We start from the raw sequence: 16735 nt of genomic DNA on the forward strand, positions 1-16735 counted from the left end.
ATGCCGATGAGCCGCAGGAATGGCAATCGGCCCGTAACGTGCTGTCGCCGATGCCATGGATCGTCACTCGGCTCATTCCACCGGTTCTGTGACGTGGATGCCGAACAGGCTGGCTTCACCCTGGCCACGGCCGATGGTTTCCGGCTCGACTATGCGGCCGTCGCGTACCACCACATGGCCACCCTGCCCCTGAGCCCCACCAATGACACTGCCGACCAGGTAGGTGGGGAAGATCGAGGCATCGTTTTCATAGTTGGGGTTGTGGATCAGGCCGATCATCTGGAAGCGGCCGCGAGTATTGCGCAGCGACTCCAGAGAGTCCTGGATCAAGCGGCGATGCGAGAGTTTGGAGAATAGGCCGTCGAGCAAGATCACGCTTTCGCGGCCGGCACGGGCACGGCGCTTGTGGTTGCCGGGCAGTTCGCGCAATTCACGCTCGATGGCGAATTCCGAGAGCTTGACCAGCCACATCAGCGACACCGCCTCACGCTGACCTTCGGACATGTCTTCGTTGAGCGAGAACAGTCGGCCATGAGGGCGGATGGCATCGTGCTTGAGACGAATCGAGACATCGCGAAACAGACCGCGATAGATGCGCCGGCGAATCTGCCGAGTCAGTTCCTCATCCTTGCGCTTCTGGTCGCCGCTTGCATTGACACCTTCCTGCTGTTGGCGGCGACGCTGGGCGACCATGTGCTCATCGATATCGGCAAGCAGCAATTGGATCAAGTCACGCACCTCAGCATCACTGATCAGCGCCGCCTTGACCTCGAAGAAAGCGCCACCCTCGCTGCTACGGCGGGCTACGCGCTTGAGAATGTCCAGATTGCCGGCAGCATCGGCGATGATTGAGCTGAGACGCTCGACCAGGGTGCCCTCGATATGCTCACGTGAGGAATGCAGTTTGGCCACTCGGTCGCGGTGGTCGTCCAACTGCCCCGTGAGCTGTGCATGCAGTGCGCGTAGGTCGTCCAGTGCCACTGGGCTGACGCCATCTAGCGCCGACAGTCGCGCACGTTCAGTACCATTGAACAGACGGCTCTCACCGGCCTCCGCCAGAGCTCGAGCCAGACGCTGCTCACGAGTCTCCACGTCGCGGGCCTGGCGCTCGCGATTGCGCGAGCGCTCGCCGAGATTCAGTGTACCCAAGGCATCGAGCAACGTCTGTTGACAGGTTTCCAGGGCGGCAAGATCGAACGTTTCACCCGGCTCATCGGACAGCCGCCATTCGATAAGCGCCTCGTCCAATGCATCTGCACTCTCGTGATCGGTCGGCCAATGACTCGCCTCAGCCAAGTCATCGAGCAATGCCAGACGCTCACGCCAGCCACTGGAGAGTTCGCGTAGTACCTCCAGCCAAGCGATGGCCAACTGATCGGTCCACAGCATGGCTTGCTGATTATCGTCGAGGCGTGCTTCGACTTCCTGCTGCTGCTTGGCATTGCCTTTGCGTTGCTCATGAGCCTCGTCACGTTCACGTTTGAGACGTGCAATCTCACGCTCGAGCTTCTGGCTGCCGCCACTCTCGTCACGCACGTCGAGATAGGCACGAATGCGGTCGAAATCGAAATCGGCGCGTCGTGCTGCGGAGGCCAACGCCTGCTCCAGTTCTGCCTGGCGCGACTCAGCACTGTCCATGAAGGCCACCCCGCCCTCGTCCTCGAAGTCCTCCAGCATCCGGAGACGGTCGCGCTCACCATCGGCAAACAGCGACTTCAATTGGCCCGCCAACTCGTCACGGCGACGGTGCAGCGTCTCGCCGCGCTCGCTGGCCTGCTCCAAGTGTTCGGCGACGATGGCCTCCTGTTCGAGCAGCTCAGCCAGTCGTGCCTCCAGTGCCGCCAGGCGTTCGACACCACCAGCATCAGCAAATTTCTCGGCAGCCAGCCAAGTGGCGCCATGGGTTTCCAACTCCTGCTCAGCATGGGCCACTTGAGGCGACAACTCGGCCAGCCGGATCTCAGCTTCAGCCAACGTCTCCGCGGCTTCCTCCAACGCCCGGTCGCCGCCTTCCAGCAGATAGCGCTGGAAGTCATCGATGACCTTGAGCGCCTGCTCGGTCATGCGCGGCGCAAGCCGTTCACGATGAGCATCGAGGTCGGTCTTGTTCTGCTCCAATGCTTCGAGGGCCACCTCGACATCTTCCTCGAGGGCGGCATGGGCACGGCGAGCCAGGGCAAAACGTTCGCCATGTGGATCAAGCCGGGCGATTTCCTCGTCGAGGGCAGCACGACGCTCACGATCGATGGCCAAGCGGCGCTGGGTCTCTTCACGCAGTGCGTTGAGGTACTGAGGATCGAGCGCCGCCTTTACAGCCAACGTCTCGACCCCCTGAACCGCGCCCAATGGCGACTGACCGGCCGTCAAGCAAGCAGACAGGCGTCCGGCCTCGATCACCGGCACCCCTAGCCCACGCTCGATCAGGCGTTCAGCCGCGTCACGCGCGGTTTCTTCACTTTCGACTACTGGCGCAAAGAGTTGTCCGGCGGCTTGTGATAGCCACTCGCGACGGCGCTCTTCGCCCCCTTCGGATGCGGTCAGCGCTTCGTGCAGGGGCACGAAAGCAATACCGGACTCATCAAGGAGAGCATGCGCCTCGGCCTCGGCGACTTGGCGCGCCAAGGGATCGCCGGAGAGGCTTTCCAGATAACGCTCGCGCGCGGCAATGTGCTCATCTAACCCTTCCGCTTCGCGCAGCAGCCGCGGATAGCGAGCCTTGGCGTCCTTGAGCCAGGCATCAGGGGCCTGTTCGGTGATGTCTCGGAAGGTCAGCAGAGCCTGGTGCAGCTCACGCAGGCGCTGTTCCTGCTGGTTCAGGCGATGGCCTTCATCGTCGAGTTCGCGCGCCTGTCGATAAAGTCGGTCACGCAGGTGTACGGGGTCATCATCACCATGCAGGCGGGTAAACTCGCGGGCCGCCTCCGCCAACGGTGCCAGACGCGTACGCCGGGTGTGGGCCTCCTCCTGGCGCCGGTGCAGTTGATGGCGCTCCTGCTGAAACGCAGCCAGTGCGGTCTTCTTGCGCGACCAGAACTCATGAATCTCTTCGTCCGGCCATCCATCGACAAACGCCTGCCAAGCATCCTGCCCCTGTTTGAGCGGCCCCTGCTCGCCCTCCAGACGTTGGCGCTCGCCACTCAATCGATCGCGTTCGTCGCGAGCACTTTCGCGCTGCCTCCCGGCACTCTCGAATTCGGTCTCGACCTCCTCGAGCTCACCACTAAGTGTTTCGTGTTGCTCGCTTTTCAATGCCAAGAGTTCGCCCGGCAAGGTATCGGGATGAGCAACCTTGAACTCGGCATGCCACTTGGCGACCTGCCGGAGTTCACCAACGCGTCCGATATGCTCGGACAATGCCTGACGCGCCTGTTCGGCAGCGGCGGTCGACGTCTCCCGAGTGGTTTCGGGTGCCTCGAGCTCATCCTCGCTGAATAACCCTTGGCTAAGCGCCTGGGTGTAGAAACTCTGATTGTCGGTAAACTCACGCTGACGCGATTCGAGCTGCTCACGCTCGCGGTCGAGCCGTTCCCATTGCTCATCAAGGTGCTGGGCGTCGGCTTTGAGCTCCTTGAGGAATTCACGATCGGCAATCACCTCCTCACGGAAGCGATTGCCATCCAGCGCTTCGAAGTCATCCGCCGCCTCGTCGAAGCGTGCCAGGGCACGATAGCGTGCCGAATCGTCAACGAAGGCATGGCTGTCGGCGAGCCACTCACGGGCTGCCGTATAGGCGACATGATGCACGTCCTTGGCCGTGGGCCAATTCGCTTCGGGCAGATGAATCAAACGGCGATGGGCATCGACTCGCGCACCACGTTCGGACAGTGCCTGACGCACGTTGCGCTCAGCCTGGCCAGTCAGTTTGGCCAACAACCATGTCGAGACACGTGGCCGTCCGGTATCGCCTGAACCCCAGGCGAAACCAGCAATCAGTTCGACATCGCTCTCCTCTCCCAGGCGTTCTGGTCGCTTCGGAAGACCGGGCAACGCCGTGAGCGCCTGCCCGCCGAGCAGTCGCTCGCTGGCCTTGAGCCCCGCGTCGAGCTCGATCAGTTGAAGGCGAGCCTCGAGCAAACCTTCACCCTGTGCATTGAGTTCATCGAGCAACACCACTTTGTGTTCGGCACGTTGCTGATCGGTTTCGGCTTCGCTCAGGCGATGACGCAGTTCGGTAACCTTGGTCCCCGAATTGAGGATCACATCCTCGATCAGCTCCTCCCCCTCATCGGTCTCGCCGCGGGTAGCGCCGGAGAGAATCTGTGGCGCCAGCACCTCAAAGAAGAACGCCTGGTCGGCCTTCTCGCCGGCACGCGGCTTGATGGCGTTGAATATCTGGCTCTTGTCGGCACCGCCCTCTTTCTGGAAGGCAGCAAGCTGGGCCAGTTCGCGGCGCGAAATATGCGCACCGACAGCATCGAGCCACTCTTCGCGGTTGGCGCTACGGGTCACGCCGTGAGTGCGCATTGCCGCCTGTACATCGGCATTGGCATAGAGCGCCAGCTTGCCGTCACGGGTCAAATGATGGACCGGAACATTCTCCAGCCGGCCGGCGTAGTGATAGAAGGACAGGCCACTGCCATCGCTGTAGCCATACATACCAAATACGAAGGTTTCACCGGCGACCTCTTCGCCAGCCGCGGCGAGCATATCGGACTGCCCGTTCGATGCATCACCGGAACGGAATTCGACACGCAAGTGTGACCAGCTACGTCCCTGGCCGCCGACATTCGACGGTGAGCACTTGCGCCGGGTACGTGAAAGTAACGAGCGATCCCGCGATAGCAACCCGATCAGCGCCTCGGCAAGCGTGGTCTTGCCGAAACCGTTCTCCATGCTGATAGCGCTGGACTGGCCGCGCAGGTCGAGCAGCAGATGACGCATCTTGGCGTCCCAGGGCGAGGCAATGTCCCCGTGCTTGTTGAGCAGGTTGGCCACTTCGATGCGATTGATGACGCTCATGTGCGGTCTCCTGTCTCTTCCACGGCTTCGGCACCGTCTTCTTCTGCAATGGCTTCGCTGCCAAGGTCATTGGGAGAGAACAGGTCGGCCTCCACCACGTCTTCGCTATCGGTGCTCTCAGCAGCCTCAGCGGTCAATGACCGGTCCTCTGATACGGCCTTCAGGGATAGCGTCTCCCCGGCAGCGGAAGCATCTTCTTTTACCGCCCCCTCGTGCGGCTGACCGGAGAGCAGTTCAACCAGGTGCGACAGGTGATGCACACCGACCTGTTCGGCCTCGATCGCACCGAGCAAGGTCTGCTGCCAGATGTCGCCACCCTCTTCAGTGGTTTCGCGCACGGCTTCGAGTTGGCCGGCACGCACCTGCAGGTCGATGAAGGCCTTGACTCGACGGCTGATGTCTTCACCACGTTCGTCGAGCAATACGCGGCTGGCGTCGGGGGCGGCATCACCGAGTGCACGCAGGCTTTCGAGTTGTTCACGCAACAACTCGACCAGTTCGGTAGTGGCGAAAGTCGCTTCCTGATAACGGCTGACGTCCGACAATGCACGATTCAAGCGGGTATACAGCAGGGTGTGCAGCAGCAGCCACAATTGCAGATACCACTGCGCCAATTCAGCGCGACTCTCCTGGCGCAAGCGCAGGGCATCGAACACCGGGTCGCGAGTGTAGAGCGGTGGCTGGTCCAGTTCAGGGTCCGGTACCAGGGCATAGAGCCGTGAGCCCGGTGCGATGCCGGGATAGTCGCCGGGCTCGAAGACACGCAGACGCAGGCCCTGGCCAGCGAGGAAGTCGCGCAATGCCTCGCGCTCAGCCTCCAGCGCATCATCGATCAAGGCACACACGTCACGCTCGGAGAGCTGGCCCTCGCGAGCGGCGCGCCGCTTGCGGCCACCACTGGGCTGACGTTCGGCGGTACGGTAGCGCAGCAGGTAGGCGACGACCTCGCCCATCTCGGTCATGTTCATGAAGCAACTTCCTGTGAAAAACGTAGCGAGGGCGTCACCACCCCCTCGATGCGACGGCCATCGTCGAGTGTGATCAAGAACGGCTCGGCCTCGATGCCTACCGTCAGTCGCTCATCGAGCAGTTGAGTATCGACAAAGGTGTTGAGCAACTGGGCCAGGCAGTCGCCCTCCTCGAAGCGGTGCCAGCCTTCGCTCAGCGCGTCGGGCAGTGACAAGGGTGACGCACTCAAGCGTTCGCGTAATGCGGGGCCGCGCGACTCGAGAAAACGTGCCAATAGTGGATCTTCCGGTCGCGCATCGTCATGTTCGTCGAATACCAGCGCCGTCGCGCTTTTCTCGGCGCGCCGGGTTTCGACGAAGGGGATCAGTGGTTCGACACGGGGCATGGCGGCAGCCAGGCCGAACGGCATCATCCGCCCCACCAAGGCATCGCGTAATGCGGCTTGTAGCGGCGCACTCAGCAGACGCCGCGAGAGATCAGCGAAATCGATGACTCCCATCGACTGAATACGCCCCTCAGCGATATCGGAAAGCAATTCAGAAAGCCGCCGCGAGAGGTTCTCGATAGCGGTGAGTACGCGCCCGATGGCTCCCGATAGCATGCGCAGGTCCCAGTCGTCGTCTTGCCTGTCGCACCACAGCTCGAAGCGCTGCATCACCTCGGGAGTGGCAAGCTGCGAGCGTGCACTGAGCAAGGTACTCTGAATCGTCGACAAGGCATTGTGGTAGTGGCGTTCGTTATCGAGAAAGCCGCTGAGCTTGCCCTCGCGGGTGGGGTTCTCGCGGATGCGGCGCAGTTCCTGAGTCAGGGCGCGAATCGCCATCAGAATCTGGTTGGTGATGTCGGGAATTCGTGCGAAATCGCCACGCGCCAACGCGGCAAGCACCTTAGCAGCATCGTATTCGGAATACAGCAGATCCTCGACCTGGCTGGCCAGGGTCACTGCCTGACGGCCACTGGGCGTCAGGCGTACCTGACCGGTCTGGCCCTGCTTTTCGATCAAGGCCGTGCGCTTGGTACTGCGTACGCCACGGCTGGTATCGCCCACCTCCTGAGCATCGTCCTCATGTCGAAAGTACAGCTCGCTGGGAGTCGAGAGCAGGTTGACGACGAAGGCCAGATCGTCGGCCGGCAATGCTGGGTAATGCTCGCGCAACTGAGCAAGACAACGCGTCTGCGAAACGAAAGCGCTGTTGGTGGCGAAATCCACGTCAAGTAAATAGTCGAGCAGCAGGCAGCCGAGATCCAGCCAGTAGCCATCGCGCAGCCCGCGGCGCTGCTCCTGGCTGACCTGTACGAAGGACGATCCCGGTTCATGGGCACTATCGTGCAGGTCTATCAGCCGCGTGGTGGCGACAAGTAGCTTGCTCCAGGCGGTCATGCGTCATCCCCGATGGGCAAAAAGCGCCATTATGCCAAGGGAGACGCAGTGGGTCATGAACGATCTCATCCAACGGTATGAAGAACGCCCTTAGCCAGCGAGGTGCTTGCGAAACCAGCGGGCAGCGTGAGCCTGTACTTCTTCCAACTTGCCCGTCTCCTCGAACAGGTGAGTGGCTCCAGGCACGATGGTCAATTCACAGGGAGCCAGCATGCGTGCTTTGGCCTGTTCGTTGAGGTCGATCACCTGCTCATCGCGTCCACCCACTAACAATAGTGTCGGTGCTTCGACCCGAGGCAGATACTCGCCAGCCAGATCTGGACGACCGCCTCGCGAGACAATGGCCTTGACCTTGTCGGGACGTTGGGCAGCAGCAATCAGAGCGGCGGCTGCGCCGGTACTGGCACCGAACAGGCCAATGTTCAGTTCCTGCGTCTGAGCCGCTTGAGCGACCCAGTCAACGGCGCCGGTCATACGCTCGCCGATCAGGTCGATATCGAAGCGAAGTTCACGGGTGCGCTCATCGATTTCGTTTTCCTCCGGGGTCAGCAAATCGAACAGCAAGGTAGCCAACTCCTGCTCACTGAGGTAGTCCGCCACTTTCTGATTACGAGAGCTGAAGCGGCTGCTGCCGCTACCGTGAGCGAATACCACGATGCCCGTTGCCGCTTCAGGGACGATCAAATCCCCTTCCAGGTCGACCCCGGCAGCCTGCAACGTGATGCTGGTACGAGAAGTCGCCATGGCAGCTCCTCCTCTTTGGTGAAGTGGTGACAGAAAACTTGCACTAAAAAGTGTAGTGTCGTGCCCCGCCTCTCGCTCAAGAGCGGCTAGGGTCTTCCTGAACTCTCCCCCCTCGCGATTCCCCCGGCAATCAAATGCGCCGTGCGTATGGGTTCCGGAATGGCGCCATTGATCGAAGTTTCACATATCACTTCGGCGGCCTCTTCACGGCTTAACCCCATGCGTTGCACGTAAACGCCAGCCAGCGGCTCCATTGGCCCGAGACGCTCGACCAGCGCCCACTTGCGAGAGCCACCGGGAATGCGTTCTAGCAAAGCCCAGCGCATAGCATCCGGACGTGGTGCATGACGGGCGACAACCAGCACCGGCACCCCCAATGCCGCATGCAGCCCAGGCACGTCGACCACATTGAAGCCAGCTAGGGCAACCCCTTGCAGCATCACCAACTGCAGATGCGCAGCGAACTTGGATTCACGTACCAGACGCGTTAGCTCCCGAGTACTGTTGACTCCATCGCGCCGTACTTTTCCCGACACCACCCCCTCCAGCCGCAGGCCAGAGTAGATCACGCCAATAACTGGCACATCGCCGCGATGCTCGCGCGAAAAGGGGCAGTCATCGAAGCCGACGATATGCGAGAAGGACCTGTGAGGTATGAGAGATGTCATCGTCAACGCTTGCCGGTGATATTTTTCGGTATGCTGGTACTCCATGTTTCCATTCTGGCAAAGGAAGTGTCGCAGCATGATCCAACAGACACTACAGCAGGTTTTCGGCTACGACGACTTCCGACCCGGCCAGCGCGAGGTGGTCGAGGCGGTGGTTGCTGGACGTTCGGCAGCGGCGATCTTTCCCACCGGCTCTGGCAAATCGCTGTGCTACCAACTGCCGGCTCTCCATCTCCCGCACCTGACCCTGGTCGTCTCACCGCTGCTGGCACTGATGCAGGATCAACTGGCGTTCCTCGCCCGACACGGCATCGCGGCGGGAAGCATCGACTCTAGCCAGAATCGCGAAGAGACCGCTGCGGTCATGGATGGCGTCAAGCGCGGTGAGATCCGTATCCTGATGATCTCGGTGGAACGTCTCAAGAATGAGCGCTTTCGCGCTTTCATCGAGCGTATACCGATTTCACTGCTAGTGGTCGACGAGGCCCACTGTATCTCCGAATGGGGACACAATTTCCGTCCCGATTATCTCAAGCTGCCCGACTATCAGCGCCAGTTCGACATTCCCCAAGCACTGCTTTTGACCGCCACGGCCACGCCTCGGGTGATCGCCGATATGCGCGAACGTTTCGGGATTGCCACTGAAGACGTCACCACCACCGGCTTCTATCGCCATAACCTCGACCTGCAAGTGGCACCGGTTGCCGCCAAGCAACGTGCCAGCGTGCTGGTCGACTGGTTACGCCCGCGCCTCGACGCCGCCACGCCTCAACCTACCATCGTCTATGTGACGCTGCAGAAGACCGCCGAGCAACTCACCGCCTACCTCGGTAAGGCCGGGCTTGAGGCCTGTGCCTATCATGCAGGGCTAGGTAGCGAAGACCGCGAACGAATCCAGCAAGACTTCATGGCCGGCCGGGTGAACGGCATCGTCGCCACCATCGCCTTCGGCATGGGCATCGACAAGGCCGACATCCGCAACGTGGTGCATTACGATCTGCCCAAGTCGATCGAGAACTACAGCCAGGAGATCGGCCGGGCTGGGCGAGACGGCCATCCTGCCGAGTGCCTGGTGTTGGGTGGCCGGGATACGCTAGGGGTATTGGAGAACTTCGTCTATGGCGATACCCCGGAACCCAGCGGTATCCGCCACGTGATCGGCGAATTGCTGACCGCCGCCAACAGCGAGCCCAATGGCCAGTGGGAACTGATGCTAAGTGCTCTCTCACAGCAGGCCAATATCCGCCCTCTGCCGCTCAAGACATTGCTGGTTCAACTCGAGCTACTAGGCATCATTGCCCCACGCTACGCCTACTTCGCCGAATACCGCTTCAAGTTCTTGATCGATCCCGAGGCTCTGATCGGCAATTTCGACGGCGAGCGGCGCGACTTCGTGGCAGCCATCGTCGATGCCAGCGTGCGAGCCAAGACCTGGTGCAGCCTGGATTTCGACGCTCTCTACCGGCTCGGTCAGGAGCGTGGCCTGGATACCCGGCGCCCCCGGGTGATCACCGCCCTGGAGTATTTCAATGACAAGGGCTGGATTCAGTTGGAAAGCAAGCAGATGACCGAAGTCTACCAAGTGCTTGCGCCTGACGTGGACCCGGCACAGCTGGCCGATCGGCTACATGGTTATTTCCAGGACAAGGAAGGTGCCGAGATTGCCCGCATCCATGCCATGCTCGAGCTATTCGAGAGCGACACCTGCCTGAGCCATCGCCTCGCCCACTATTTCGGCGACGATCGAGCTCCCAAACAATGTGGTCACTGTTCCGTGTGCCGCGGCCAAGTCGCCAGGCTACCCCAAGCCACCGACCTTCCACCGCTGGATTCGCATGCACCCGATGCCTTGTGTCAGCCACTCATCGAACGCTGTCGCGAACTCCATGATGCTGAGCCCTCGACAGCATTACTGACCCGCTTCCTGTGTGGCATCACCACACCACTGTTCACCCGACTCAAGGCCAGGCAACTACCCGGCTTCGCGGCACTGGAAGCCTATCCCTATACCGAGGTCCAGAATTGGCTTGAAATCAACCATCCGTCGGTGGCGTGAGGGTCTGAAGACTTGGCGGCAAGTGTGATGTGCCCATCAGGTAGATATCGATATGACGCGCGACGTCTCGCCCTTCGCCTATCGCCCACACCACAAGTGAGGCTCCGCGGCGAGCATCGCCACTGGCAAAGACACCGTCCAGCTCAGTCATCATGGTCTCGTCGGTGATCAGTGTGCCGTTATCGGCAAGCGTTAGCCCTGGATCGACGAGTACCTGGGCTTGGGCACCCTGGAAACCGATGGCGATCAGCACCAAGTCAGCGGGAATGCGGATATCCTCCTCGAGTACTGTCTTGTCCTTGCGGCGTCCTTGGGCGTCGAGCGTCCACTTGACGCGCTCGGTGACAATTGCGTCCACGGCACCATCACCGTCGTCATCGACAAAAGCGGTGACATTGAGGGCGAACAGTGCCTGGCCGCCCTCTTCCAAGGCATAGGTTTGCTCATAGATACGCGGCTGCCACGGCCAGGGGTTGTCAGCTGGCCGGTTCGTTGGCGGCTGCTCACGCACGCTGATCTGTGCTACGTCCAGAGCGCCTTGTCGGTGCGCAGTGGCCACACAGTCGGCACCGGTGTCACCCCCGCCCAATACCACCACTCGCTTGCCGTAAGCATCGATCGCTGGGGCACCGCGACCTGCTTGGTGGCGATTCTCATCGGTAAGATAAGGCATGCCGAAATGGATTCCCCCCAGCTCGCGACCCGGCACCATGACATCGCGATGCTGCTGGGCGCCGATCGCCAGACACACCGCATCGAAGCTCTCGCGCAACTGGGCCAATGACATCGCAGGACCAATCTCGACACCGGTACGAAACTCGATGCCTTCACCGCGCAGTTGGTCGAGGCGTCGTTCAACCTGATGCTTGGCGAACTTGAAGTCGGGGATGCCCAGCGTCATCAACCCGCCAAGGGCTTCATCGCGTTCGAACACCGTCACCCAATGCCCGGCGCGATTGAGCTGTTGGGTGCATGCCAGCCCGGCCGGCCCACTACCCACTATCGCGACTCGTTTGCCGGTACGTCGCGCTGGCGGCTCGGGACGGATCCAACCCATTTCCCAACCGCGGTCAACGATCGCCCGCTCAAGACTCTTGATGGCCACAGCATCGGCGTTGTAGGCCAGCGTGCAGGCAGGTTCACAAGGTGCGGGACAGGTATAGCCGGTAAATTCGGGAAAGTTGTTGGTGGCATGCAGCCGCGCCAAAGCCTCGCGCCAGCGACCTCGCACCACCAAGTCGTTCCACTCGGGGATCAGGTTGCCGATCGGACAGCCGCCCATGCAAGTCGGCACACCGCAATCCATGCAGCGTTCGCCCTGTTGGCGCAGGTGATCTTCTCGCCATCGAGGCGCATAGATCTCGCGATAGTCGCCGATGCGCTCGCCAGGATCGCGCTTGCCGATCGGCTCACGTGGATGCCTGAGAAATCCGTCGGGATGGTTCTCGTCCATCAGGCTACCTCCCCGGCTGCCGCTGGCGGCGCGACACGGATGTCCCGCCCCTGCGCTAGCTCGCGGCCCACCACCTCGGCATAGGCTTCGGGCACGACCTTGACCAACCTTGCCAGGGTGGCGGGCCAGTCGTCGAGCAGTTCCCTGGCTCGGTGGCTGCCAGTGTAGGCCTGGTGGTTTTCCAAAAGACGTTGTACCAGGGCAATGTCACGCTCGTCTTCCACGGCCTGCAACCCCACTCGCTCGGCATTGACCCGCTCAGTCAGATCGCCATGCTCGTCAAGCAGATAGGCTTCGCCACCGCTCATGCCAGCGGCGAAATTCTTGCCGCACGGGCCGAGAATCAACGCCACGCCGCCGGTCATGTACTCGCAACCGTGATCGCCGACGCCCTCGACCACGGCCAGCGCACCGGAGTTGCGTACGCAAAAGCGTTCGCCGGCCAAGCCGTTGATATAGGCTTCGCCACTGGTGGCGCCGAACAGCGCGACATTGCCGATGATGACATTGTCGGCGGCGACATACCCGGACTCCAGTGGGGTACGGACGCTGATCCGGCCACCCGATAACCCCTTGCCGAGGTAGTCGTTGGCGTCGCCGGTCAAATGCAGGCTGATGCCCTTGGCGACGAAGGCTCCGAAGCTCTGGCCAGCCGAGCCATGCAGATGAATGCAGATGGTATCGTCGGCAAGCATAGCCGGTGCGTAACGCTTGACCAGCGCGGAAGAAAGCAGCGTACCGACAGTGCGATCGCGATTGCATATCGTGTCCTCGATATACACTGGCTTGCCATGCTCGAGCGCTGGCGCCGCCTGGACAATCAGGCGCTGATCGAGTTTGTCATCGAGTTGATGATTCTGCTCACGTGTCTTGTAGGGGGTATCGGTCGACTCCACGCACGCCAGCAGTTCGCTGGGATCCAGCACAATCCCCCGAGGGTGCGTCACCTCTCGTGGGCGCAGGCGATGGACACAACCGACCATGTCCTGCACCGTGGCAAAGCCAAGCGCGGCCATGATCTCGCGCAGTTCCTCGGCGACGAAGCGCAGATAATTGATGATGTGCTCAGCCTCGCCATCGAAACGCTCACGTAGTCGTGGGTCCTGGGTCGCCACGCCCACCGAGCAAGTGTTGCAGTGACACTTACGCAGCAGCAAGCAGCCGACGACGACCATCGGCGCGGTGCCGAAGCCAAACTCCTCGGCTCCCAGTAGTGCTGCCATCGCCACGTCGCGGCCGGTCTTCATGCCGCCGTCGGTACGTACGGTGATACGCGAGCGCAGGTTGTTGGCCATCAGTACCCGATGGGTTTCGGCCAACCCCAACTCCCACGGTGTTCCGGTGTGCTTGATCGAGGTTTTCTTGGCTGCCCCGGTGCCGCCGGCATCACCGGAGATCAGCACCGCGTCGGCCCGTGCCTTGGTCACGCCGGCGGCGATAGTCCCGACGTTAGCCTTGGAAACCAGTTTGACGTGGATCTCGGCCTCGGGATTGGCGCACTTGAGATCATGAATCAACTGGGCCAAATCCTCGATCGAGTAGATATCGTGATGCGGTGGAGGCGAAATCAGCCCCACGCCGGGAACCGTGAAACGAACCTCGGCAATCGCTGCATCGACCTTGCCGCCAGGAAGCTCGCCGCCCTCGCCCGGTTTGGCGCCCTGAGCCATCTTGATCTCGATCTGACGGGCGCTCGCCAGGTAGTGGGCGGTGACCCCGAAGCGCCCCGAGGCGCATTGCTTCATCGAGTTCTCGGCGTCGGTACCGAAGCGCTCGACCTGTTCACCACCCTCTCCGCTGCCGGCCTTGCCGCCGATACGGTTCATGGCGATCGCCATCACTTCATGGGCCTCACGCGACAGGGCACCGAATGACATCGAACCGGTGCCGAAACGTTTGAGAATCGCCTCGACCGGCTCGACCCGTTCGAGCGGAATCGAGCGTTGCGGATCAAGATCGAAGTCGAGCAGTCCACGCAGTGTTTGTAGACAGCGGCTCTGCTCATTGACGGCCTCAGCGAAGCGGCAATAGCTCTCGGCGTCATTGTGACGGGCCGCCTGCTGCAGGTAGCCGATGGTGCGCGGATTCCACTGATGCCATTCGCCATCGCGACGCCAATAGAAATCGCCGCCCTGCAGCAACTGTAGATTACCGGCGATGCGATCGCTGTAGGCGACCGCATGTGCCTGCTCGGCTTCATCCTCGATCGTCGCCAGACCTACGCCTGGAATGTGGGCCGGTGTTCCGGTGAAGCAATCGTCGACCAATGACTGGTCCAGGCCAATGCACTCGAAGGTCTGCGCGCCCTTGTAGCTCTCCAACGTGGAAATCCCCATCTTGGCCATGACCTTGAGCAGGCCATCCTCGATAGCGAGACGATAACCTTGGTGGGCCGAGGCACTATCGGTGATGTCGGAAAGCGCCCCCTCGACATGTAAGTGTTCAAGACTGCGATAGGCCAACCACGGATAGATGGCGTCGGCTCCATAGCCGACCAAGGTGCAGTGGTGGTGTACGGCATAAGGCTCGCCGCTGCACAGCACCAAAGAAGCGCGGGTGCGCTTGCCGGCTCGGATCAGACCGTGGTGAACAGCGCCGATGGCGAGCAGGGAAGGAATGGCCACCCGCGTCGGTCCCACTTGTCGATCGTCGAGGACCACCAGGCTGATACCAGCATCGACGGCGGCCTCGGCGTCGCGACGCAGGCGTTCGATCGCTGCCGCCAGCCCATCGCCTGGCGAATAGGTGGTATCGACCGTCTGTGCGCGCAGTCCCTCGCGATCGAGCCCAGCAAGGGTCGCAAACTCCCTGTCGTCAAGAATCGGGCTTTCAAGGCGTAAACGGCGACAATGCTCGGGTGTCTCTCCGAGCAAGTTGCGTTGACAGCCCAGGTGGATGCTCAGTGAGGTAACCAACGCCTCGCGCAGGTAGTCCAACGGCGGGTTGGTGACCTGGGCGAAAAGCTGATGGAAGTAGGCGAACAGTGGCTTACGCTGTGCCGACAAGGCCGCCAATGGCGTATCGTTGCCCATCGCGCCTAGTGGATCCTTACCAGACTCGGCCATTGGCCCCAGCAATACGCGAAGCCCCTCGAGTGTATAGCCGAAGGCACATTGATGGGCGGCGAGCGTCGCCGGATCGAGTGCCTTGATAATGGGCTCGTGGGAATCGTCACGCAGATCGGCAAGCTTGACCCGGTGCCGGGCAAGCCAATCGGCATAAGGCGCTGCATGAGTCAGATGACGAAAGACCTCATCCTCGGGAACGATGCGACCCTCACGGGTATCGGCGAGAAAGAGCTGACCTGGACGTAACCGTCCCTGCAGCACGATCTCACCGAAGTCGGTATCCAAGGTGCCGCTTTCGCTGGCCATGATCAGCTTGTCATCACGGGTCAGGCAGTAACGGCAAGGACGCAGGCCATTGCGGTCGATGACCGCCCCTACCGCCTCGCCGTCCGTGGCGACGACCAATGCCGGTCCGTCCCACGGCTCCATGAGGGAAGCGTGATAGTCATAGAAGGCTCTCCGCTCCGGCATCATCGCTGGATCCTTCTCCCAGGCCTCGGGGATCAGCATGCGTAGCGCATGCGGCAGAGAGCGCCCGCCTGCCAGTAGCAGTTCCAGTACATGGTCGAAGTCGGCGGAGTCGCTCTGGTCGTCTTCGGCCAGAACCGGCTTGATCCGGTCGATATCGGCACCGAAGCGTGGGCTTTCCAGCGACACCTCACGTGCACGCATCCAGTTGACGTTACCGCGCAAGGTATTGAATTCGCCATTGTGCACCAGAGTGCGATAGGGATGAGCAAGCTCCCAGGCTCCCAGAGTGTTGGTGGAGAATCGGGAGTGCACCAGCACCAGCGCGCTTTCCACTCGTGTATCGCGCAGGTCGGTGTAATAGCTGGCCAACTGGGCACAGGTCAGCAAGCCTTTGTAGACGATACGTCGCCGATCCAGGCTGCAGATGTAGAACAGATTGGCCCCCTCCCCCCCCAGTCCACGCTCGCGCACGCGGTTCTGGATCTCGCAGCGCAGCACATACAGGCCAACATCGAAAGCTTCCGGCGGCATGGGCGTCGAGGGCGCCAAGAAACCCTGCTCCACCACGGGCTCGGAATCCAGTGCCGTACGCCCTAGCCCCCGGTTGTCGGTGGGCACACGGCGCCAGCTCAGCAGTCGGTATCCTTGCGCATCGATAGCGGCCTCGATCATTCGTTTGATCGACGTGCGCTGCTTTCCGTCTCGAGGGAGAAAGAATTGCGCGACCCCATAAGTACCGGCACTGGGCAGATCAGGAATGATGTCGGCAAAAAAACGATGAGGGACCTGCAATAGCATACCGGCCCCATCACCGGTATTTTCTTCGGCACCACGCGCACCACGGTGATCGAGGTTGCGCAGCATGCGCAGACCGTCCTCGATCAGTGCATGCGTAACCTGGCCACGTACGTTGACCAACGCACCCACGCCACAGTTGGCATAACCGGCACGAGGGTTGAAGGGCAT

General features: G+C 61.3%; 8 protein-coding genes. 1 reads left to right on the forward strand and 7 read right to left on the reverse strand.

Features of this window, described 5'->3' with window-relative positions; genetic code table 11:
- Positions 1–72: 72 nt before the first annotated feature.
- The 5 genes from L861_RS06230 to L861_RS06250 form a co-directional block, all read right to left on the reverse strand.
- Entirely contained in the window at positions 73–4959 is a 4887-nt protein-coding gene (locus L861_RS06230) for a coiled-coil domain-containing protein (RefSeq protein ID WP_016415723.1), read from the reverse strand.
- On the reverse strand, positions 4956–5927 hold the full coding sequence (locus L861_RS06235) for a hypothetical protein (RefSeq protein WP_016415724.1): 972 nt from the start codon (positions 5925–5927) through the stop codon (positions 4956–4958). Before L861_RS06235 ends, L861_RS06230 begins: the two co-directional genes overlap by 4 nt.
- Positions 5924–7309 carry a hypothetical protein gene (locus L861_RS06240; RefSeq protein WP_016415725.1) on the reverse strand — a complete coding sequence of 462 codons (1386 nt, stop codon included), beginning with the start codon at positions 7307–7309 and terminating at the stop codon, positions 5924–5926. Before L861_RS06240 ends, L861_RS06235 begins: the two co-directional genes overlap by 4 nt.
- A 90-nt stretch (positions 7310–7399) precedes the next feature.
- The gene (locus L861_RS06245; protein WP_016415726.1) at positions 7400–8053 is read right to left on the reverse strand and encodes a dienelactone hydrolase family protein; all 654 of its coding nucleotides are present in this window, start codon (positions 8051–8053) and stop codon (positions 7400–7402) included.
- 86 nt (positions 8054–8139) lie between these two features.
- Positions 8140–8721, reverse strand: coding sequence for an endonuclease dU (locus L861_RS06250; RefSeq protein ID WP_027947756.1), 582 nt, complete (start codon positions 8719–8721; stop codon positions 8140–8142).
- A 76-nt stretch (positions 8722–8797) separates the two neighbouring features.
- On the opposite strand from L861_RS06250, the gene L861_RS06255 reads away from it, so the two are divergent.
- Complete coding sequence (locus L861_RS06255; RefSeq protein ID WP_016415728.1) at positions 8798–10777, forward strand: RecQ family ATP-dependent DNA helicase; 1980 nt, start codon at positions 8798–8800, stop codon at positions 10775–10777.
- Here the strand turns inward: L861_RS06255 and L861_RS06260 are convergent.
- Both L861_RS06260 and gltB read right to left on the reverse strand, forming a co-directional pair.
- Positions 10755–12230 carry a glutamate synthase subunit beta gene (locus L861_RS06260; protein WP_016415729.1) on the reverse strand — a complete coding sequence of 492 codons (1476 nt, stop codon included), beginning with the start codon at positions 12228–12230 and terminating at the stop codon, positions 10755–10757. The two genes, L861_RS06255 and L861_RS06260, sit on opposite strands and share 23 nt — an antisense overlap.
- Positions 12230–16735 (reverse strand): glutamate synthase large subunit, encoded by a 4506-nt coding sequence (gene gltB, locus L861_RS06265; protein ID WP_027947757.1) that lies wholly within the window; start codon positions 16733–16735, stop codon positions 12230–12232. The genes L861_RS06260 and gltB overlap by 1 nt, the downstream gene beginning before the upstream one ends.

Source organism: Litchfieldella anticariensis FP35 = DSM 16096, assembly GCF_000409775.1.
In the GTDB taxonomy this organism is placed as follows: domain Bacteria; phylum Pseudomonadota; class Gammaproteobacteria; order Pseudomonadales; family Halomonadaceae; genus Litchfieldella; species Litchfieldella anticariensis.